The sequence below is a fragment of the Telluria sp. BA11 genome (genome assembly GCF_056680305.1).
In genome coordinates this window covers 1,146,334-1,166,544 of sequence record NZ_CM155275.1, presented here as the reverse complement: position 1 = coordinate 1,166,544, position 20,211 = coordinate 1,146,334, and the positions used below count along the sequence as shown (strand labels likewise).

The 20,211-nt window shown below is 63.4% G+C and carries 19 protein-coding genes; 15 read left to right on the top strand and 4 right to left on the bottom strand.

Features of this window, described 5'->3' with window-relative positions:
• Positions 1 to 88 precede the first annotated feature (88 nt).
• The gene (locus AC1MGT_RS05135) at positions 89 to 841 is read left to right on the top strand and encodes a hypothetical protein (protein WP_499503277.1); all 753 of its coding nucleotides are present in this window, start codon (positions 89 to 91) and stop codon (positions 839 to 841) included.
• 69 nt (positions 842 to 910) lie between these two features.
• Here AC1MGT_RS05135 and AC1MGT_RS05130 read toward each other — a convergent pair whose 3' ends face one another.
• From AC1MGT_RS05130 to AC1MGT_RS05115, 4 genes are all read right to left on the bottom strand, one after another.
• A complete protein-coding gene (locus AC1MGT_RS05130) occupies positions 911 to 1,705 on the bottom strand; it encodes a Crp/Fnr family transcriptional regulator (RefSeq protein ID WP_258835976.1) in 795 nt (264 codons plus the stop codon).
• 424 nt (positions 1,706 to 2,129) lie between these two features.
• Positions 2,130 to 2,774 (bottom strand): response regulator, encoded by a 645-nt coding sequence (locus AC1MGT_RS05125; RefSeq protein WP_183555538.1) that lies wholly within the window; start codon positions 2,772 to 2,774, stop codon positions 2,130 to 2,132.
• Positions 2,775 to 2,914: 140 nt separating this feature from the next.
• A complete protein-coding gene (locus tag AC1MGT_RS05120) occupies positions 2,915 to 3,379 on the bottom strand; it encodes a universal stress protein (RefSeq protein WP_499503276.1) in 465 nt (154 codons plus the stop codon).
• An 11-nt stretch (positions 3,380 to 3,390) separates the two neighbouring features.
• A complete protein-coding gene (locus AC1MGT_RS05115) occupies positions 3,391 to 3,609 on the bottom strand; it encodes a hypothetical protein (RefSeq protein WP_499503275.1) in 219 nt (72 codons plus the stop codon).
• A gap of 155 nt (positions 3,610 to 3,764) precedes the next feature.
• Between AC1MGT_RS05115 and AC1MGT_RS05110 the strand changes: the two genes are divergently transcribed.
• The 14 genes from AC1MGT_RS05110 (at position 3,765) to accD (ending at position 20,157) form a co-directional block, all read left to right on the top strand.
• Positions 3,765 to 4,652 carry a protein phosphatase CheZ gene (locus AC1MGT_RS05110; RefSeq protein WP_499503274.1) on the top strand — a complete coding sequence of 296 codons (888 nt, stop codon included), beginning with the start codon at positions 3,765 to 3,767 and terminating at the stop codon, positions 4,650 to 4,652.
• Complete coding sequence (locus AC1MGT_RS05105) at positions 4,652 to 6,556, top strand: chemotaxis protein CheA (protein ID WP_499503273.1); 1,905 nt, start codon at positions 4,652 to 4,654, stop codon at positions 6,554 to 6,556. The genes AC1MGT_RS05110 and AC1MGT_RS05105 overlap by 1 nt, the downstream gene beginning before the upstream one ends.
• Before the next feature lie 270 nt (positions 6,557 to 6,826).
• A complete protein-coding gene (gene leuC, locus AC1MGT_RS05100) occupies positions 6,827 to 8,227 on the top strand; it encodes a 3-isopropylmalate dehydratase large subunit (protein ID WP_499503272.1) in 1,401 nt (466 codons plus the stop codon).
• A 54-nt stretch (positions 8,228 to 8,281) separates the two neighbouring features.
• Positions 8,282 to 8,404, top strand: coding sequence for a hypothetical protein (locus AC1MGT_RS05095; RefSeq protein ID WP_343025160.1), 123 nt, complete (start codon positions 8,282 to 8,284; stop codon positions 8,402 to 8,404).
• A gap of 10 nt (positions 8,405 to 8,414) precedes the next feature.
• Complete coding sequence (leuD, locus tag AC1MGT_RS05090; RefSeq protein WP_499503271.1) at positions 8,415 to 9,062, top strand: 3-isopropylmalate dehydratase small subunit; 648 nt, start codon at positions 8,415 to 8,417, stop codon at positions 9,060 to 9,062.
• Between the two features lie 40 nt (positions 9,063 to 9,102).
• Positions 9,103 to 10,173 (top strand): 3-isopropylmalate dehydrogenase, encoded by a 1,071-nt coding sequence (gene leuB / locus AC1MGT_RS05085; protein WP_499503270.1) that lies wholly within the window; start codon positions 9,103 to 9,105, stop codon positions 10,171 to 10,173.
• Between the two features lie 26 nt (positions 10,174 to 10,199).
• On the top strand, positions 10,200 to 11,327 hold the full coding sequence (gene asd / locus AC1MGT_RS05080) for an aspartate-semialdehyde dehydrogenase (protein ID WP_499503269.1): 1,128 nt from the start codon (positions 10,200 to 10,202) through the stop codon (positions 11,325 to 11,327).
• A gap of 288 nt (positions 11,328 to 11,615) precedes the next feature.
• Positions 11,616 to 14,681 (top strand): motility hub landmark protein FimV, encoded by a 3,066-nt coding sequence (locus tag AC1MGT_RS05075; RefSeq protein ID WP_499503268.1) that lies wholly within the window; start codon positions 11,616 to 11,618, stop codon positions 14,679 to 14,681.
• Positions 14,678 to 15,478 (top strand): tRNA pseudouridine(38-40) synthase TruA, encoded by an 801-nt coding sequence (gene truA / locus AC1MGT_RS05070; RefSeq protein ID WP_499503266.1) that lies wholly within the window; start codon positions 14,678 to 14,680, stop codon positions 15,476 to 15,478. Before AC1MGT_RS05075 ends, truA begins: the two co-directional genes overlap by 4 nt.
• Before the next feature lie 8 nt (positions 15,479 to 15,486).
• Positions 15,487 to 16,194, top strand: coding sequence for a phosphoribosylanthranilate isomerase (locus AC1MGT_RS05065; RefSeq protein WP_499503265.1), 708 nt, complete (start codon positions 15,487 to 15,489; stop codon positions 16,192 to 16,194).
• On the top strand, positions 16,163 to 17,416 hold the full coding sequence (gene trpB / locus AC1MGT_RS05060) for a tryptophan synthase subunit beta (protein ID WP_482899646.1): 1,254 nt from the start codon (positions 16,163 to 16,165) through the stop codon (positions 17,414 to 17,416). The genes AC1MGT_RS05065 and trpB overlap by 32 nt, the downstream gene beginning before the upstream one ends.
• Positions 17,417 to 17,491: 75 nt before the next feature.
• Positions 17,492 to 18,292: a tryptophan synthase subunit alpha gene (gene trpA / locus AC1MGT_RS05055; RefSeq protein ID WP_499503264.1), complete on the top strand. Its 801-nt coding sequence runs from the start codon at positions 17,492 to 17,494 to the stop codon at positions 18,290 to 18,292.
• A 321-nt stretch (positions 18,293 to 18,613) separates the two neighbouring features.
• On the top strand, positions 18,614 to 18,898 hold the full coding sequence (locus tag AC1MGT_RS05050; protein ID WP_499503263.1) for a hypothetical protein: 285 nt from the start codon (positions 18,614 to 18,616) through the stop codon (positions 18,896 to 18,898).
• A 386-nt stretch (positions 18,899 to 19,284) separates the two neighbouring features.
• Entirely contained in the window at positions 19,285 to 20,157 is an 873-nt protein-coding gene (accD, locus tag AC1MGT_RS05045; protein ID WP_183555523.1) for an acetyl-CoA carboxylase, carboxyltransferase subunit beta, read from the top strand.
• The last annotated feature ends 54 nt before the right edge of the window (positions 20,158 to 20,211 follow it).

Genomic DNA, 20,211 nt, shown 5'->3' with positions numbered 1-20,211 from the left:
CTTCGTACGTCAGCGTACCGACCCGGGGCGATCGCAGGCGTAAGGTCGGCCACTGATCCATTGACCCGCTGATGCCAGGAGAACGCCAATGAAACTACGCCTCATGATGTGCACCATCGCCGCCGCCATGGCGCCAGCCACGGTACTGTTGACCGCCAGCGGCAGCGCCCTGGCGCAGTCTGCGCCGCAAAGCCGCACCGCCACGCCGGCAATCAATGGTTTCAATGTCGAAGAAGTCGCGCGGCTCGACCAGGGTGTCCGCCTGCAGTTCGACCTGTATGGCACGCCGGGCGGCAACGCCACGCTGAACCTGGATGGCGCGAACCGTGCGCTGCATCTGACCGAAGTCGAACCCGGCCAGTACACAGGTCACTACGTCATCGGCACGCGTGACCGCCTGAAGGCCGACAGCCGCGTGACGGCCGAACTACGCATGGGGAACGAGGTCGCCACGAGCGTGCTGCGCGAGTCGCTTGTGCGCAGCGACGCGGCGCAGCCCGCGGACGACACGCGCCAGCTGGCAACCAAGGATTCGCGTATCGCCGCCGCCGTGCCCGGCGCTGCGCCACCGCCAGCCCCGCGTACGACCGAGCGCCCGCGCGTGGCCCGCTACTGCACCAGCTGCGGCATCATCGAGAAAGTGGAAACCGTGCAGGGCGCCTTGCCCAATCCACGGCCATTGGCCAGTGACGCCACGGCGCGCCAGTACTTCCGCGTGACGGTGCGCATGAATACGACCGACACGACGCAGGTGCTGGAGTTTGCCAACAATCCCGGCTACCGGACCGGCGACCGGGTGCGCGTCAACGATGGCGTGCTGACGCTCGACAAGCAAGAGTAATCCGGACAGTACGCACCAATGACAACGCCCGCCATCACTGGCGGGCGTTGGTCGTTGGGCGGACGGGTTTCAGGCCGTGGCCAGTACCTGATCGTCGCCCGATTGATCGAGCTCGGCTTTTTGCTTGGCGCTTGCCTTCGTGCGTGAACGCGATGGGGGCAGGCGGCGCAATGTCTTGAGCGATTCGGCGTCCTTGATGCCGATGGTGCGCTGGTCGACCGTGATCATGCCGATCTCGTTGAAGGCCGACAGCGTACGGCTGACGGTTTCGAGCGTGAGGCCAAGGTAGCTGCCGATCTCGTGGCGGGTCATGCGCAGGTTGAAGAGTTTACTCGAGTAGCCCATCGCGGCAAAGCGGTCGGCCAGCGACACGAGAAAGCGTGCCACACGCGCCTCGGCCGACAGGGCGCCGAGCATGCCGATCATCGTTTGTTCACGCACCAGTTCGCGGCTCATGACGCCGTACATCATGTTCTCGAGTTCGTTGTGCACGCGGCCCAGCGCCGTCAGCTTCTTGAATGGCAGCAGGATCAGGTCGCAATCGGACAGGGCCACTGCCTCGGACGCATAGTGGCGCGTGTGGATGCCGTCGACGCCGAGCATGTCGCCCTTCATCGGAAAGCTGAGCACCTGCTCGTTGCCGAATTCGTCGATCAGCACGGTCTTGAGAAAGCCCGAGTTGACGATGTACAAGGTGTCGAAGGCCTGCCCGATGGTGTGAACGCGCTGGCCGGTCTTGAACTGGACGTGCTGGAACAACAGTTCTTCGGAGCTTACCGAGACGCTGGCCTGGATACGCAGCAGGTCGCAGACTTCCTTGAGGTTGGACCAGAGTCGGCCCTGGCGCTGGCGACCGGCCTCCATTGGGGAATGCAGGGTCGGCTGGTTGGCGTTGCGTGGTTCTGACGGTGGCTGAGACTGCATGCTCTTCTCCGGTGAGAAACTCAGGGTTTGAGGCGACCCCGGCGGCACAGCCGAAGTTGACGCACATCTGCCGTGCCATTGATTGCTAGCGGCTGACGCTGTGACTTGGATCGCGAGCAAGTCAAAGCGGCGAATTCAGTATGCCAACACGAGCCCGGCACGACTATCAGCGTTGCCTGAATATGTAGGTAGGACAGATGGTAGGTTTGTAGGATAATTCCTACTGGCAAGCGGCGTTGCCCGACTGACGGAGGGGTGAAACAGGAAGGTCAGAACTTTGTTTTTGAACAAACTAGTTTGTGGGCGCAGTTGTTGCGCAACATCGGATCGGGAGGTCGGTGTGAGGTCACAACCCCCGCCGTGCTCAGGCTTTCATCGGCGAGAGCAGGCGGTGCGCCACAGCGTATTGCACCATTTCCGAGAGCGAACTCATGCCCATTTTCTGCATGATGCGGGTTTTGTGGGTGCTCACCGTCTTGACGGAAAGATGCAGGCCGTTAGCGATCTCGGTAATCGATTTCCCACCCACGAGATGGGAAAATACCTCAAATTCGCGGTCGGATAACTGCTTGTGAAGCAATTGCTCGCTTGGCGCCATGATATTCAGGGCCAATTGCTCTGCGACCTCGGTACTGATATAAGGGCGCCCCGAAGCCACCTTGCGGATGGCGCCCACCAACTGCGTGCCCGCGCTTTCCTTCGTCAGGTAGCCCTGGGCGCCAGCCCGGATCGCGCGCACGGCGTATTGCTCTTCTTCGTGCATCGTGAGGATGAGAATGGCCAGCTTGGGCGCTTCGCTGCGCACTTGGCGGATCAGGTCGACACCGCTGCGCCCGGGCATCGACAAGTCGAGCAGCAACAGGTCGAAACCGCCCTGGCGCACCAGGGCCAGTACCTCGAACCCATTGGTTGCTTCGCCGACAATGTCAACTTCTTCGGCGCCCTCCAGGATACGTTTGAGACCTTCGCGCATGATCGTGTGATCGTCCGCGATGACAATTCTGACCATGTCGATTCCTCACACATTAAGAGGTTTCCTACCCCGGAAACCGTTGTTCAGTTAAACACGTTTCCCGGGGTAAGTCCTGCTATCAATACTGCGGGTTGCCCTGGATGGCTTGGTGCGAATTGCAGACGGTGTTGTCGCGTTCAGACTGCGGGCTCGGCGATCAGCCGGTGGACCAGCACCGGCTTGGCGGTATGCGACAGCACCTTGTTCGTGACACTGCCCAGCAGTAACTGGTTCCAGCCACTGCGGCCATGCGAGCCCATGAAGATCAGGTCGCAGCCTTCCTGCTCGGCGACGTCGACGATCTTGAGCGCTGCCGTATCCGAAAACGCCGTCAGGCAGCGGTGCGCAAGATTGGCCGACGCGCAGGAGCGCGTGATCTTGCCCATGTATTCCTCACCCATCCGGCGCATCTGGGCCACGTATTCTTCTTCGCTGGGATACGAGGGCGGGATAATCTCGACGTACACCGGATACTGGTACTCGGGCGCGACGAACAGGGCCAGCACTTCAGCGCCCAGTTGCTGGGCAAACTTGACGCCCGCGCAGGCGGTGTGCTGGGAGACGGCGGACCCGTCGGTTGTAATCAAAATTTTTCGATACATGATGATTCTCCTCAGGGCATCTCCATTCTGACAACCATATGCCGAATGGCCAGTGTTGAAAACGCAAAGTGTTGAGTTCGCTCAAACGTCAGGTGACCGTCCGGATGCGACACTTTCTCACGGAAAACAACAGCACGATCACAAAATACAACACCAAGCATATAAAAACGATCAGGAATTACACGTTTTAATTGTCGCGGAACTAAGTTTTCACGTCCATTTTGTTGCATTGCCTTCTCTTAGATTTACCTACGGCAACCACGCTGATACACTCGCAGGCAACACTAGTCCCATCGATGGGCGCGGAAATGACGGGCCCGGTGGACGCAACACCCCCAGTATTGCAGAGCTGATTGCGAATTTATATTATGGAGAAGCAGGGATTATGACCAACGCCGCTGACGATTTCGACGCACTATTCGAGGAAGTGGCGGCGCAGCGCACCAGCGCTTCGCCAAGTCCTGCTTCCGCGGCCCCCGTGGCAGCGCCTGCCCTGGCAGCCGCTGCCAGCAACGACGAGGACGACCTCGATTCGCTGTTCGACCAGGTGTCCCCTACCGCCACATCGACTGCCCCCGCTGCACCCGCTGCACCAGCTGCCGCTGCACCGTCGAGCGCCGCTGCAAGCACGAGCGCGACCCCGGCCGCTGGCGAAGAAGGTGGCGAAAACAGCGGCATGTTCGAGCGCCTCGGCGGCATCGTGCGCCTGCTGCACGACTCACTGCGCGAACTGGGCTACGACAAGGCGCTCAATGAAGCGTCGTCGCAGATCGTCGACGCACAGGACCGCCTCGAGTATGTCGCCACGCTGACCGAACAGGCTGCCAACAAGGTCCTGAACACGCTCGACGAAGGCATGCCGGCGCAGGATGTGCTGTCGAAGCAGTCGAAAGACATGGAACTGCGCTGGGGCGACCTGTTCGACGGCAAGCTGAGCCTGGACGAATTCAAGGCACTGGCCGGCGATTCGCGCCAGTTCGCCACCAGCGTGACGGCCGCTACCGAAGCCGAAAAGGCGCGCCTGCTTGAAATCATGATGGCCCAGGACTTCCAGGACATCACCGGCCAGCTGATCAAGAAAGTGGTCAAGATCACGCAGGCCGTCGAGGGCGAGCTGGCCCAGCTGCTGCGCGACAATGCACCACCTGACCTCAAGGAAAAGCTGGCGCAGAAGCAGGCAACACCGGAACCACTGATGCAAGGCCCGTCAGTGCCGCAAGCGGCGCTGAACCAGGACAACGTTGACGATCTACTTGCCGATCTGGGATTCTAATGGACGATATGCTGAAGGATTTCGTCGTCGAGGCGATGGATCTGGCGGTCAATGTCGAAGAGCACCTGCTGCGCCTCGAACGCGATCCCGACAACAAGGAAACCCTGAATGCGGTGTTCCGGTCGTTCCACACGATCAAGGGCGGCGCCGGTTTCATGGGCCTGCCCGCGCTGGTCGCGGCCTGCCACCTGACCGAGAACCTGTTCGACGCGCTGCGCACCGGCGCCGCGCCGGTTACACCGATCGCGATCGAAGCAGCGCTGCAGGCATCGGGCTTCGTGGCCGACCAGTTGGGTGACCTGAACAACGGCACGCCACCGGAAGGCCTGGCGCAGATGCCGGCCGACCTCGAACGCATCCTGATGGACGCGATCGAAGGCAAGGGCAACAGCGCGCCGGCGTCAGTCGCCGCGCCAGTGGTGCAGGCACCCGTGGAAGCGCCAGTTGTAGCCGCGCCGGTCGTCGGCGACGATGGCCTGGACTGGGTCGGCATGTACAACACGGTGGTCCCGGCCGCCCACGCCATCGCCGGCGAACCAGTCGTTGCTGCTGCCGTCAGCACCGCAACGCCTGCGCCTGCGGTTGCCCAAGCCGCACCCGCAGCCGCCACCGCCACCCCGTCCACGGCAGTCGCCACCACGGCAGCCCCCGCAGTCGGCGGCAAAGGCTGGGACGGTACCGAACGCCGCAATGACACCAAGCCGGTCGCCAACGCACCGGCCAAGGACGAAAGCATCCGCATCGATGCGGTCAAGCTCGACGCGCTGCTCGAAGTGGCCGGCGAATCGGTTCAGGCTGCAAACCAGGCCGCTGTGCTGCTCGAACGCCTGCAGCAATTCAAGTTCGAAGGCCAGGCTGCGACGCTGATCGCCACGCTGGCCGAAACGCTGGAACGCGCCTCGCGCTATTCGGCCGAACTGCAGCGCGCCACGCTGGCCACCCGCATGCAGCCGGTGGGCCGCCTGTTCCAGAAATTCCCGCGCCTCGTGCGCGAGCTGGCGAAAGACCTGGGCAAGGACGTCGAACTGACCATCGAAGGCGCCGAGACCGAAGTCGACCGCGTCGTTGTGGACAGCCTGTACGATCCGCTGGTGCACATGCTGCGTAACGCGCTGGACCACGGTGTCGAGTCGCCTGCCGACCGCGTCGCCAACGGCAAGCCGGCCAAGGCCTTTATCCTGCTGAAAGCCTGGCAGGAAGCCAACAGTGTCATGATCGTGCTGCAGGATGACGGCAAGGGCATGGATCCGAGCCGCCTGCGCAAGATCGCCATGGACAAGGGCCTGATCGGCGAAAACGGCGCGCAGAGCGACGAAGACGCCTACCAGCTGGTGTTCCTGCCGGGCTTCTCGACCAAGGAAGTCGCTTCCTCGGTCTCGGGCCGTGGCGTGGGCATGGACGTGGTCAAGACGGCGGTGGAGAAGAACCGCGGCGCCATCCGCATCGAATCGCAGATGGGCAAGGGCACGCGCTTTGCAATCCGCCTGCCGATCGAACTGTCGATCGTGCCGACGATGCTGGTGTCGACGTCGGGCGCGCAACTGGCGCTGCCGATGGCCGTCGTCGAGCGCGTCGTCGAGCTGCCGGACGAATTCGCCTGTGTCGGCGGCGCCCCGGTGCTGAAAGACCAGGGCCGTCCGCTGCCGGTGCGTTCGCTGGCGCTGGCGCTGGGTTACGAGGCCGGTTCCGAAAAGGTCGGCATCGTCATCAATGCACCACAACCGTACATCCTGGCGATGGAAGCGGTCGATGGCACGGCCGACCTGGTCATCAAGCCGATGACCGCATTGTCCGTCGAAGGTATCACCGGCACGGCGCGTTCGGCCGAGGGTGAGCTGGTGCTGGTCGTGGGCCTGTCGTTCCTGATGGACGGTTGCCGCAGCAGCGTGCGCCTGGCAGCATAACGTTGCATCACGCAGTGCCACCGCCACGCGGCGGCAAAAGCGCAGGGAAAAGCCCGGGTCAGTGATCCGGGCTTTTTTTATTTGTGCATGGCAAACCCCTTGCAAACTTAATTTGCCACATGTTATGGTCCTTGGCATAAACATGCGCTGCCCCGGCATGGTGCACCACAGCACAACTATGGCATAATCGAAAACCCGGCTGCCGGGCACCCTGTCCCGGCGACCGCGCGCACCCCCTGTGCGCCCTCACACCGCATCAATGGACTGACCATGCAAAAAACGCTCTACGACAAACTCTGGGATTCCCATGTCGTGCGTGCCGACGCCGATGGCACCACCGTCCTGTATATCGACCGGCACCTGGTACACGAAGTGACCAGCCCACAAGCCTTCGATGGCTTGCGCGATGCGGGCCGCGGACTATGGCGCACATCGAGCACGCTGGCCGTGGCCGACCATAACGTGCCCACCACCGACCGCGCCCAGGGCATCGCCGACCCCACGTCGCGCCTGCAGGTCGAAACGCTCGACGCCAATACCAAGGCATTCGGCCTCACGTACTTCAATATGAACGATCGGCGCCAGGGCATCGTGCACGTGATCGGGCCGGAGCAGGGCGCCACGCTGCCCGGCATGACGGTCGTTTGCGGCGATTCGCACACGTCGACCCACGGTGCCTTCGGCTGCCTGGCGCACGGCATCGGCACCTCGGAAGTCGAGCACGTGCTGGCCACGCAAACGCTGCTGGCCAAGAAATCCAAAGCCATGCTGGTCAAGATCGAGGGCGATCTGCGCCCGGGCGTGACGGCCAAGGACATCGTGTTGGCCGTGATCGGGCGCATCGGCACGGCCGGCGGTACCGGCTACGCCATTGAGTTCGGTGGCTCCACGATCCGCGCGCTGTCGATGGAAGGCCGCATGACGGTCTGTAATATGGCGATCGAAGCGGGCGCGCGCGCCGGCATGGTGGCGGTTGACGACACCACGATCGCCTACGTCAAGGACCGGCCGCTCTCGCCCACGGCCGACCAGTGGGAGCAGGCCGTGGCCTACTGGCGCACGCTGCACAGCGACGACGGCGCCGTGTTCGACACGGTCGTCGAACTCGATGCGCAGGACATCCAGCCGCAAGTTACTTGGGGCACCTCGCCCGAGATGGTGATTGCGATCGACGGCCGCGTGCCGGACCCGCTCGACGAACACGATCCGGTGCGCCGCGGCGCCATCGAAAAAGCACTGGTCTATATGGACCTGGCGGCGGGCACGCCGATCGACGAAGTGGCGATCGACAAGGTGTTCATCGGTTCGTGCACCAACTCGCGCATCGAAGACCTGCGCGCCGCCGCCGATGTCGTGCGTGGCCGCCAGCGCGCGCCCAACGTCAAGCTGGCGATGGTCGTGCCGGGGTCGGGCCTGGTCAAGGAGCAGGCCGAGCGCGAAGGCCTCGACCAGATCTTTTTGGCCGCCGGCTTCGAATGGCGCGAGCCGGGCTGCTCGATGTGCCTGGCGATGAATGCCGACCGCCTGGAACCGGGTGAGCGCTGCGCCTCGACGTCGAACCGCAACTTCGAAGGCCGCCAGGGCCAGGGTGGCCGCACGCACCTGGTGTCGCCCGCAATGGCTGCCGCCGCAGGGATTGCGGGGCACTTTGTCGACGTACGCACGCTCTGATGCGTTAAGGCGTATCGCGATCAATTCCACGACCATTTTCTCGTTCAGGACATCATGAAAAAAGCTCTCGCACTCTCCCTCGTCGCTATCCTGCTGGCCGGCTGCAACACGATCTCGGGCATCGGCCGCGACGTCTCGAAAGTCGGCCAGGTCGTGACCGGCGCCGGCGGCAAATAAGGCCGACAAGATGGATAAGTTCACCGTACACGAAGGCCTGGTGGCGCCGCTCGACCGCGCCAACGTCGACACCGACGCCATCATCCCGAAGCAGTTCCTCAAATCGATCCGGCGCACCGGCTTCGGCCCGAACCTGTTCGACGAATGGCGTTACCTCGACCACGGCGAACCGGGGCAGGACAACAGTGCGCGGCCGCTCAATCCCGACTTCGTGCTGAACCAGCTGCAGTTTGCGGGCGCCTCGATCCTGCTGACGCGCAAGAACTTCGGCTGCGGCTCGTCGCGCGAGCACGCGCCGTGGGCGCTGCAGCAATTCGGTTTTCGCGCCGTCGTCGCGCCGAGTTTTGCCGACATCTTCTTCAACAACTGTTTCAAGATTGGCCTTCTGCCGATCGCATTGAGCGAAGACGAAGTCGAGGCATTGTTCCAGGCGGTCGAGCGCGAGCCGGGCTTCCAGCTGACGATCGACCTTGAGCAGCAGCGCATCGGCACACGTGACGGCAGCCTGTCGTTCGGCTTTGCCATCGACGACTTCCGCAAGTACTGCCTGCTCAATGGCCTGGACGATATCGGCCTGACGCTGCGTCATGCGGACGAGATCCGCACCTTCGAACAACGCCATATTGCGGCCCAGCCGTGGCTGGCCAACGCGATCTGATCGCGGGCCAGGACAAGAAACCAAGACAAGAAAGACGAGCATGAAGATTGCGATCCTGCCGGGTGACGGCATCGGCCCGGAGATCACCGCCCAGGCGGTCAAGGTACTGGACGCGCTCGGTGAGCGCTTCGAGATGGACACCGCAGAAGTGGGCGGCGCCGGCTACGCCGCGCACGGCCACCCGCTGCCAGACAGCACGCTCAAGCTGGCCAAGGATGCCGACGCGGTGCTGTTCGGCGCCGTGGGCGACTATAAATACGATGGGCTCGAGCGCGCGCTGCGCCCCGAGCAGGCGATTCTTGGCCTGCGCCGCGAACTGGGCCTGTTCGCCAACCTGCGCCCAGCCATCCTGTACCCGGAGCTGGCCGGTGCCTCGACCCTCAAGCCCGAGGTGGTGTCGGGCCTGGATATCCTGATCATCCGCGAACTGACGGGCGACATCTACTTCGGCAAGCCGCGTGGCGTGCGCGAATGCCCGGATGGCCCGTTCAAGGGGCAGCGCGAAGGCTTCGACACGATGCGCTACGCCGAAGGCGAAATCCGCCGCATCGCCCACGTGGCATTCCAGGCCGCGCTGAAACGCGACAAGCGCGTGACCAGCGTCGACAAGGCCAACGTGCTCGAGACGGGCCAGTTCTGGCGCGATATCGTCACCGACGTCCACAAGGAATACGCCGGGGTCGAACTCGATCACATGTACGTCGATAACGCCGCCATGCAACTGGTGCGGGCGCCGAAAAAATTCGATGTGCTCGTGACCGGCAACATGTTCGGCGATATCCTGTCGGATGCCGCCGCGATGCTGACCGGTTCGATCGGCATGCTGCCATCGGCCTCGCTCGATGCGAACAACAAGGGCCTGTACGAGCCGTCGCACGGTTCGGCGCCGGACATCGCGGGGCAGGGCGTGGCCAATCCGCTGGCGACGATCCTGTCGGCCGCGATGATGCTGCGCTTTACCTTTGGCCTGACGGAGCAGGCCGACCGCATCGACAACGCCGTCAAGCGCGTGCTGGCGCAGGGTCTGCGCACGCCGGACATTCACGAAGCAGGGTCCACCCGCGTGGGCACCGAAGAGATGGGCAACGCGGTCGTCGCGGCGCTCGGATAACACTGTAATCACACTGAAAGAAGACGATGAAATTAGTTGGTCTGGTAGGTTGGCGCGGCATGGTTGGCTCGGTCCTGATGCAGCGCATGCAGGAAGAGGGCGATTTCGACCACATCGAGCCGGTGTTCTTCACGACGTCGAACCCGGGCGGCGCCGCGCCGGCGATGGCGAAGAATGAAACCACCCTGAAGAGCGCGAGCGACATCGCGGAGCTCTCCAAATGCGAGATCATCATTTCCTGCCAGGGCGGCGACTACACGAGCGAGGTGTTCCCGCAACTGCGCGCGGCCGGCTGGAACGGCTACTGGATCGACGCCGCGTCCACGCTGCGCATGAACGACGACGCGGTCATCGTGCTCGATCCGGTCAACCGCGCCGTGATCGACGCGGCGCTGTCGCGCGGCGTCAAGAACTACATCGGTGGCAACTGCACCGTGTCGTGCATGCTGATCGGCCTGGGCGGCCTGTTCGAAGCCGGCCTGGTCGAGTGGATGACGTCGATGACCTACCAGGCGGCATCGGGCGGCGGCGCGCAGCACATGCGCGAACTGCTCACGCAGTTCGGCACGATCAACAGCGCGATCAAGCCACTGCTGGACAATCCGGCATCGGCCATCCTGGAAATCGACCGCACCGTGCTGGCAACCCAGCATGGCCTCTCAAGCGACGAAACGAAGCAGTTCGGCGTGCCGCTGGCCGGCAACCTGATCCCGTGGATCGACAAGGACCTGGGCAACGGCCAGTCGAAAGAAGAGTGGAAGGCCGGCGCCGAGACCAACAAGATCCTGGGTCGCGGCGCAGGCTTCGACGCCAAGCCGATTCCCGTCGATGGCCTGTGCGTGCGCATCGGCGCGATGCGCTGCCACTCGCAGGCTTTGACGATCAAGCTGACGAAGGACGTGCCGCTGGACGAGATCAGCGACATCATCGCCTCGCACAACGCGTGGACGAAGGTCGTGCCGAACAACCGCGAAGCATCGATGCGCGACCTGTCGCCGGCTGCCGTCACGGGTGGGCTGACCATCCCGGTAGGCCGCCTGCGCAAGATGTCGATGGGTGACGATTACCTGTCGGCGTTTACGGTCGGCGACCAGCTGCTGTGGGGCGCGGCCGAGCCGCTGCGCCGCATGCTGCGCATCGTGCTGGAGCGTTAAACGCTTTGCACACCGGGCTGGCTGCCTCGCAACCAGCCCGTTATTTCCAGTTCGTCATTGCCGGTTGCATTCCTTGCAACTACCATGTCTGGTGGTTATCGAACCCCGTAAAGGCATGTCTCGCAGGCCACAAAACACCCCGTTCCCCCTGCTGTAAACGTGCGCATCGCTTGCGTGCCCTAGAGCATGATGTTATGTTGAGACTCCGGGAAACCGTCTTTCCCTCGGCCAACTTACTCGCTGCTCACTATGCATTTTTCGGAACAATCTCAGCTCATGGCACCTGCGTTGAAAACCCTCACTGCGGCGATTGCCAGTGCAGTGTTCGTCACTTCCGCCGCCAGCGCGGCCGGGCTTGGAAAATTGACCGTGTTGTCGGCACTTGGCCAGCCACTGCGCGCCGAGATTGAACTGACGACCAGCGCCGGTGAAGACCCGGCCAGCATGGCCGTCAAGCTGGCCTCGCCCGAAGCCTTCCGCAGCGCCAACATCGACTTCAATCCGGCGCTGTTGTCGCTGCGTTTCGCCGTCGAGCAGCGCGGTGGCCGCCAGATCATCCGGGTCAATTCCAGCCAGCCGCTGAACGAACCGTTTGTCGACATGCTGCTCGAGCTGACCTGGAATAACGGACGCCTGGTGCGCGAGTACACGTTCCTGCTCGACCCGGCCGAACTGCGCACGACGCAGCCGGCGCAAGTAGCGAGCACCCCGGCGCCACGTGCGGCGTCGCAGCCGGCCGTTGCGGCGTCTACCTCTGCTGCGGCTGCACCAGTTGATGATGGGGCCGAGCGGGCCCGCATCGCCGCCGCACGCGAGGGCGCCCAGCGCCAGGCCGCGCAGCGCGATGCCGCGGCTGCCGAGAGCACCTACCGCGTGCGTCGCGGCGATACGCTCAGTGGTATCGCCACCCGCGTGAAGCCGGCCGAGATCTCGCTCGACATGATGCTCGTGGCGCTGTACCGCGCCAATCCCGAGGCCTTCATCGGCAATAACATGAACCGCCTGAAGTCGGGCCAGATCCTGAGCGTGCCCGATAGCGACGCGCTGCGTGGCGGCGCGAGCCAGAGCGAAGCGCGCGGCGTGGTCGTGGCGCATGCGGCGGACTTCGACGCCTACCGCAACAAGCTCGCCGGCCAGGTCGCCGCCAGCACCCCGGCCAGCGCGCCGCAGGGCGGCCAGAGCGCGACCGGGCGCGTGACCGCGCGCGTCGAAGAACAACCGACCGCCGCCAACGAAGCGCAGGACAAGCTGCGCCTGTCGAAGGCCACGGCGGGCGCCGCCGGCACGCCGCAGACCGGCACCGCCAGCGTCGAAGACACGCTGGCCAAGCAGCGCGAACTCGAACAGGCCGAGGCCCGCGTCAAGGAACTTGAAAAGAACGTCGGCGAACTGGAAAACCTGATGACGGTGCCGAGCCGTGCAGGCGCCGAAGCCGAGCAGGCCGCCGTAGCAGCGCCCGTCGTGGCGACGCCGGCCAAGCCAGTCACGCATCCACGCCTGAAAAAGCAGGCGCCGGCGCCGGAGTCAGAAAAAGGCCTGGTCGACACGCTGCTGGACAATATGCTGTACATCGCCGCAGCGCTCCTGGTGCTGCTCCTGATCCTGTTCGGCATTGCGCAGCGCCGCAAGCGCAATGCCCCGCCTGTGAAACCGGTGCCGACCGAACCGTCGGTGCTGGGCGCACCGGGCGCCAGCGCCCAGTCGCTGTTCGCCGAAAGCGGCGGCCAGAGCGTCGACACCAACAACAGCGTCTTCAATTCGAGCTTCGCGCCATCGGCCAGCCAGCTCGATACGAATGAAGTCGATCCGGTCGCCGAAGCCGACGTGTACATCGCCTACGGCCGCGATGCGCAGGCCGAGGAAATCCTGAAGGAAGCGCTGCGCACGCATCCGGACCGTCATCCGGTGCGCTTGAAACTGCTCGAGATCTACGCCACGCGCAAGGATGCCCGCGCGTTCGAACTGCAGGCGCGCGAACTGCATGCACTGACGAACGGGCAGGGCGACGACTGGGCACACGCCGCCGCGCTGGGCCTGGGGATCGATCCGCAAAACCCGCTGTACGCGAACGCCGCGCCAGCCCCGGCGCACACGCCGTCGGCGCAGGAACGCAGCCAGCAGGCCATCCTGTCGCAGCAGTACCAGGATGCGCTGCGTGCTGACGAGCCGGCAGCGGGCACCGACAGCAGTGCGGGCGCCATCGCTGGCGCGGCCGCTGCCGGTGCCGTCGCTGCGGCGTCTGCGCTCTCGCTGTCGAAAGACGATGCGGACCGCACCGCAGCGCCGCAAGCCGAGCCAGTGGCGGCGCCACGCCTTGATGACAACACGCTCGACTTCGACCTTGGCGGGCTGACGTTCGAGCCGGTGACCGACGCTGAACGCGAGGCGCCTACGCCAACCTCGGCGCCTGCAAGCCGGCCCGACCCGGATGCCACGGCCGTGCCGGATCTCGACTTCGACATGCTGCCGCCGGCAGCGGCGGCAGGCAAGCCCGAATCCACGCTGTCGACCGACGTCAATGATCTCGAATTCGACATGGACTTCGATGCGCCGCCTGCCGGACAACCGGCTCAGGCCACCGCAGCTACCCCGGCCGCCCCGGCCGATGCACGTGACGACTTTTCGCTCGACCTGACGCCGCAGCCGCAAGTGCAGGCCACCCCGGTCGACATGGCGGGTCTGGCCAAGGACTTCGACGGTCTGCCGTCGCTGCCGGCCAGTCCGCCGCAACCAGAAGCCACTGCCGCGCCGAGCGATCCGCTGTTCGACCTCGATTCGATGGACTTCGGCGCACCGGTCACGCCAGCGACGCCGGCGCCCGTGAACGATCCGCTGCCTGCCGTGCGTGCCTCATCGAACGCGAGTGCGTCAGAAGATCCGCTGTTCGATCTGGACGCGATGGACTTCGGCGTGCCGGCCGAGCCGCGCCCGTCTGGCGGCGCCGAACCGAAAGACTTCGCGGCGCGCCAGGACGATCCGTTCGACATGTTCGACCTGCCGGATACCCCGGCGCCAGTACCGGCGCCCGAAGAGCTGTCGTTGCCGCCGCTGCCTGATGCGCCGACGCCGCAGCGCACCTCGCTCGACGCGCTCGACTTCGATCTGGATCTGCCGGCATCGGCCAATGCGCCGACGCCAGCGGCGTTCGATGCTGACCCGGTCGATGACATGGATGCAGCGCCGGCGCCGCTCTCGCCCGAGCACATGGAAATGGAAACCAAGCTCGATCTGGCCGTGGCCTACCAGGAGATTGGTGACAAGGAAGGCGCACGCGAGCTGCTCGATGAAGTCATCAAGGGCGGCAGCAAAGAGCAGGTTGGCCGTGCCAGCGCGATGCGAGAGCTGCTGGCGTGACGCGGATTGTTCTGGGTGTCCAGTACATCGGCACTGGTTGGAACGGCTACCAAAAACAGCCGGAGCGCAATACGGTCCAGGACCGCCTTGAGATGGCGCTCGAGAAGTTCGCCTGCACGCCGCTGGCCACCACCTGTGCCGGCCGTACCGACACCGGCGTGCACGCGATCGAGCAGGTGGTCCATTTCGACACGGATCTGGTGCGCCCGACGCAGGCCTGGGTGCGCGGCGTGAACACCTTCCTTCCCGATTCCATTGTCGTGCGCTGGGCCAAAGAGGTGCCACTGGGCGAGGACGGGCTGGAATTCCACGCCCGCTTCTCGGCCCGCTCGCGCACCTACCACTACGTGCTGTACAACCATCCGACGCCATCGGCGCTGCTGTCGAACCGCGCCGGCTGGATGTTCCGGCCGCTCGATGTCGAGCGCATGGTCGACGCCGCGCGCCATCTGATCGGCACGCACGACTTCTCGGCGTTTCGCGCGTCGAGCTGCCAGGCCAAGACCCCGGTCAAGGACATGCACGAAGTGCGCATCGAGCGCCACGGCGACATCATCGTCTTTACGCTGCGCGCCAGTGCCTTCCTGCATCACATGGTGCGCAATATCGTCGGTTCGCTCGTGTATGTCGGGCTGGGACGGCAAGAGCCGGACTGGATGCACGAGGTGCTCGAGAGCCGCTCGCGCGACGTCGCCGCACCGACCTTCATGCCCGACGGCCTGTATTTCGCCAGGATCGAGTACGATCCATGCTGGAAGCTGCCGCAGGAAGCGGTCGCGCCGCTCCCCTGGCTGTAAGGATTTTCATGCACCGTACCCGTATCAAAATCTGCGGTATCACCCGCGAAGAAGACCTGAGCGCTGCTGTCGCCGTGGGCGCCGATGCCCTGGGCTTTGTGTTCTATCCGAAGAGCCCACGCTACGTCACGCCGGCGCGCGCCGGCGCCTTGTGCGCCGGCTTGCCGCCGTTTGTCAGCGGCGTCGCGCTGTTCGTCAATCCGACGCTCGCCGAGGTGCAGGAAGTCGCGGCGGCGATGCCACTCGCCCTGATCCAGTTCCATGGCGATGAGACGGTCGAGCAGTGCGCGGCCATTGCGGCGGCCGTCCAGCGCCCGTTCATGCGCGCGTTTCGGGTCAAGCCTGACACGATCCCTGGCACGCTGCTAGAATGTGAGCTTGCATACCGCACTGCCAGTCCATGGTTTTCAAGCCTTCTGCTTGACACCTACGTGGACGCTTATGGCGGCGCAGGAAAGGTCTTCGATTGGTCTCTCATCCCAAAAGAGCTCGCGCCTCGGGTCGTTTTGAGTGGTGGCTTGAACGTACACAACACCACTGACGGTGTCGTACGCGTTCGGCCTTTTGCCGTCGACATCAGCAGTGGTGTCGAAGCCGCAAAAGGTATCAAGGACGCCCGCAAGATGGCCGCGTTTGTCGCGGCCGTGCGGGCAGCCGATGCCACTATTCATAGCGAGACATACCATGCAGAACACCCCCTTCAAGGCAGCGCCTAACGCCGCCCCGCTGTTCAAGACCCCTGATTACGCCCTGCCAAACGCGCAGGGGCACTTCGGCCCCTATGGCGGCTCGTTCGTCGCCGAGACGCTGACGCACGCGCTGGCCGAGCTGAGCGAAGCCTATGCGAAGTACGCGCAAGACCCTGAATTCCTCGAAGAGTACCGTTACGAGCTGGCCCACTTCGTCGGCCGGCCGTCGCCCGTATACCACGCGCGGCGCTGGTCCGAAATGGCCGGCGGCGCGCAGGTCTACCTCAAGCGTGAAGACCTGAACCACACCGGCGCGCACAAGATCAACAACGTGATCGGCCAGGCGCTGCTGGCGCGGCGCATGGGCAAGCCGCGCATCATCGCTGAAACCGGCGCCGGCCAGCACGGCGTGGCCACGGCCACCATCTGCGCGCGCTTCGGCCTCGAATGCGTGATCTATATGGGCAGCGAAGACGTCAAGCGCCAGGCCCAGAACGTGTACCGCATGAAGCTGCTGGGCGCGACCGTGGTGCCGGTGGAATCGGGCTCGAAGACACTCAAGGATGCGCTCAACGAAGCGATGCGCGACTGGGTCACGAACATTGAAAACACCTTCTACATCATCGGCACCGTGGCCGGCCCGCACCCGTACCCGATGATGGTGCGCGACTTCCAGGCGGTGATCGGCGAAGAGTGCCGCGTGCAGATGCCAGCGATGACGGGGCGCCAGCCCGACTACGTCGTCGCCTGCATCGGTGGCGGCTCGAACGCGATGGGTATCTTCTATCCGTACATCGGCGAGCCAGGCGTCAAGCTGGTGGGCGTCGAAGCGGCGGGGGAGGGCCTGGATTCGGGCAAGCACTCGGCCTCGCTGACCTCCGGCCTGCCCGGTGTGTTGCACGGTAACCGCACCTATCTGCTGCAGGATGAAAACGGACAGATCATCGAGACGCATTCGGTGTCGGCGGGCCTGGATTATCCGGGCGTCGGGCCGGAACACGCGTGGCTGAAGGACACGCTGCGCGCCGAGTACGTGTCGATCACGGACGACGAAGCGCTGCAGGCGTTCCACGACTGCTGCCGCATCGAAGGCATCATTCCGGCACTGGAATCGTCGCACGCGATCGCGTATGCGGTGAAGCTGGCGGCAACGCTGCCGAAGGACCAGATCATCCTGGTCAATCTGTCGGGCCGCGGCGACAAGGACATGCACACGGTGGCGCAGCGGATGGGACTTGATTTCGGCTGATGCCGGCATCAACCATTCCATCGTGCCCCGGTCAGCCGGGGCATTCGCCTTTTCCGATTACCAGAGGAACCCAGCATGTCCCGCATCGAACAGACTTTTACCGCACTTAAAGCGGACAACAAGACCGCGCTCGTCACCTTCATCACGGCCGGTGACCCGGGCCCCGAACTGACCGTCCCGCTGATGCACGCACTGGTGGAGGGCGGCGCCAACGTCCTCGAACTGGGCGTGCCATTTTCGGACCCGATGGCCGAAGGCCCGGTCATCCAGCGCGCCTGCGAGCGCGCCCTGAAATTCAACGTCGGCCTGAAAGACGTGTTCGGCTTCGTGCGCGAATTTCGCAAGAACGACCCAGACACGCCGGTCGTCCTGATGGGCTACGCGAACCCGATCGAGCGCATCGGCCAGACCGAATTCATCCGCTGCGCAAAAGAAGCGGGCGCTGATGGCGCCATCGTCGTCGACTACCCGCCCGAAGAATGCGCCGCGTTCGCGACCGAGATGCGCGACAACGGCCTGGACCTGATCTTCCTGCTCGCGCCAACGTCGACCACGGAGCGGGTCAAGCAGGTGGCTCAGTACGGTGGCGGCTTCAGCTATTACGTCTCGCTGAAAGGCGTGACGGGCGCCGGCACCATCGACACCGCCGACGTCGCCCGCCGCGTGGCCGCGATCCGCGAGCACGTCAAGCTGCCGATCGGCGTGGGCTTCGGCATCCGCGACGGCGCCACGGCGAGAGCCGTCGCCGAAGTGGCTGACGCCGTCGTGATCGGCAGCCGCATCATCCAGGAAATCGAAAACAGCCCGCCAGACCAGGCCGTCGACGCCGTCCGTACCTTCACCGCCACCATCCGCACCGCCCTCGACGCCCGCTAACCCGCCACCATCATATCAATTAGGGTCAGAGTCGAATTATTGAGCAATTTCTTCGGAAAATGTTGTCACTTAATTCGACGCTGCCCCTCATTGTGATTGCCTCCAGGTTCTTGCAATCCAATTAGGGTCAGAGTCGAATTGTTTGACAACTTTTCGCGATTGCCCGTCGAATCTTTTTAATGTCCGGTTGCAATGGTTATGGCCTGTGGGTTTATCACAGATGTATTGCTGCATCTCTCCTGCTAATTGCGCCAGCTTAAAGCTTTTTTATTTTTCCTCAGTAAATTGATCTCTCCGTAGCGCAACCTGAGGGAGTGTCCAATGAAAAAGCGTGTCAAGCACATTGCAGTGGCCCAGTTTGGAAAGATGTTGGCGGCAGTTTATTTCGTCGCTATGCTTCCAGTCCTGGCGATCGTTCTCCTTGCCATTCTGACGGGCTTGGAGATGCCTCCCATTGGTGCCGGCGTGGTCATTTTGTTTTCAGTCGTGTATATCGTCAGCGTCTATCTGGCAGGAATGCTGAGCGCATGGATCTATAACATCGTGGCTGCGCGCTTGGGAGGCGTTGAATACACGGTCAACGAAATCCCTTCACCAGCGAAATAAACGCCAGCATTGCCGCGTAAATAAATTAGGGTCAGAGTCGAATTGTTTGACAACTTTGAAGAATTGCCCAATAAATCTACTCTGACCCTAATTGTTGGGAAATTGATTATTTAGCTCATCAGTGTGACTCTGTCCCCCATTTTGCTTCGGAGATCAAACTCGGCGTTCATTCAGCCGAGGATCGGTGCTATTTATTGGGAAATTAACGAAAGTTGTCAAACAATTCGACTCTGACCCTCATTGTTTGGCGGTGGTGGCCGTGGGCGCGGGGTGCTGGCAGCACGTGATGTTTTGTTGGCAATATTGGTGGCTTGCTACGATTCGACAAGCTGCCTCCGAGCGGCTACACTACGCCTCACTGTAAGATTTGCCGCAAAGGAGAGAATATGAGTTGGTTGGAAAAACTGCTGCCCCCTCGGATCCAGCGCTCCGATGCCGCTAACCGCAAGACCATGCCCGAGGGCCTCTGGGTCAAGTGTCCGTCGTGCGAGTCGGTGTTATACCGGGCGGATATCGAGTCCAACCTGCACGTGTGCCCGAAGTGCTCCCATCACATGCGCATCCGCGCCCGCGCGCGCCTGGATTCGCTGCTCGATGAAGGCGGCCGCTATGACATTGGCCAGGAGACGTTGCCAGTCGATACCCTGAAGTTCAAGGACAGCAAGAAGTATCCGGACCGCCTCAAGGCCGCGATGGAAGCCACCGGCGAGACCGATGCGCTGATCGTCCAGGGTGGCTCGATCATGAGCTTGCCCGTGGTCGTCGCCTGCTTCGAATTCGAATTCATGGGTGGCTCGATGGGCTCGGTGGTCGGTGAGCGTTTCGTGCGCGGCGCGCAAGTCGCGCTCGAGCAGAAGGTACCGTTCATTTGCATCACCGCCACCGGCGGCGCGCGTATGCAAGAGGGTTTGCTGTCGCTGATGCAGATGGCCAAGACCACGGCGATGCTAACCAAGCTGTCCGAGAAGAAGCTGCCGTTCATCAGTGTGCTGACCGATCCGACAATGGGCGGTGTCTCGGCCTCGTTCGCGTTCATGGGCGACGTCGTCATCGCCGAGCCGAAAGCCCTGATCGGCTTTGCCGGTCCGCGCGTCATCGAGAACACGGTGCGTGAGAAACTGCCGGAAGGCTTCCAGCGCGCCGAGTTCCTGGTCCAGAAGGGCGCTGTCGACATGATCGTCGACCGCCGCAAGATGCGTGAAGAAATCGCGCGCCTGCTGGCCCTGCTGCAAAACCAGGCGACCGAAGTGCTGGCCTGATCGATTCACAGGCCGCCGCGAGGGCAACCCGCGAACATGATCGCCAGGGGCGAC

Coding starts and splice junctions, on each gene's coding strand:
- AC1MGT_RS05050 (WP_499503263.1), top strand. CDS start 18,614: ATGAAAAAGCGTGTCAAGCACATTGCAGTGGCCCAGTTTGGAAAGATG.
- AC1MGT_RS05135 (WP_499503277.1), top strand. CDS start 89: ATGAAACTACGCCTCATGATGTGCACCATCGCCGCCGCCATGGCGCCA.
- AC1MGT_RS05115 (WP_499503275.1), bottom strand. CDS start 3,609: ATGCAACAAAATGGACGTGAAAACTTAGTTCCGCGACAATTAAAACGT.
- AC1MGT_RS05110 (WP_499503274.1), top strand. CDS start 3,765: ATGACCAACGCCGCTGACGATTTCGACGCACTATTCGAGGAAGTGGCG.
- leuD (WP_499503271.1), top strand. CDS start 8,415: ATGGATAAGTTCACCGTACACGAAGGCCTGGTGGCGCCGCTCGACCGC.
- AC1MGT_RS05125 (WP_183555538.1), bottom strand. CDS start 2,774: ATGGTCAGAATTGTCATCGCGGACGATCACACGATCATGCGCGAAGGT.
- leuB (WP_499503270.1), top strand. CDS start 9,103: ATGAAGATTGCGATCCTGCCGGGTGACGGCATCGGCCCGGAGATCACC.
- AC1MGT_RS05095 (WP_343025160.1), top strand. CDS start 8,282: ATGAAAAAAGCTCTCGCACTCTCCCTCGTCGCTATCCTGCTGGCCGGC.
- AC1MGT_RS05105 (WP_499503273.1), top strand. CDS start 4,652: ATGGACGATATGCTGAAGGATTTCGTCGTCGAGGCGATGGATCTGGCG.
- AC1MGT_RS05130 (WP_258835976.1), bottom strand. CDS start 1,705: ATGGAGGCCGGTCGCCAGCGCCAGGGCCGACTCTGGTCCAACCTCAAG.
- accD (WP_183555523.1), top strand. CDS start 19,285: ATGAGTTGGTTGGAAAAACTGCTGCCCCCTCGGATCCAGCGCTCCGAT.
- asd (WP_499503269.1), top strand. CDS start 10,200: ATGAAATTAGTTGGTCTGGTAGGTTGGCGCGGCATGGTTGGCTCGGTC.
- leuC (WP_499503272.1), top strand. CDS start 6,827: ATGCAAAAAACGCTCTACGACAAACTCTGGGATTCCCATGTCGTGCGT.
- trpA (WP_499503264.1), top strand. CDS start 17,492: ATGTCCCGCATCGAACAGACTTTTACCGCACTTAAAGCGGACAACAAG.
- trpB (WP_482899646.1), top strand. CDS start 16,163: ATGCAGAACACCCCCTTCAAGGCAGCGCCTAACGCCGCCCCGCTGTTC.
- AC1MGT_RS05065 (WP_499503265.1), top strand. CDS start 15,487: ATGCACCGTACCCGTATCAAAATCTGCGGTATCACCCGCGAAGAAGAC.
- AC1MGT_RS05120 (WP_499503276.1), bottom strand. CDS start 3,379: ATGTATCGAAAAATTTTGATTACAACCGACGGGTCCGCCGTCTCCCAG.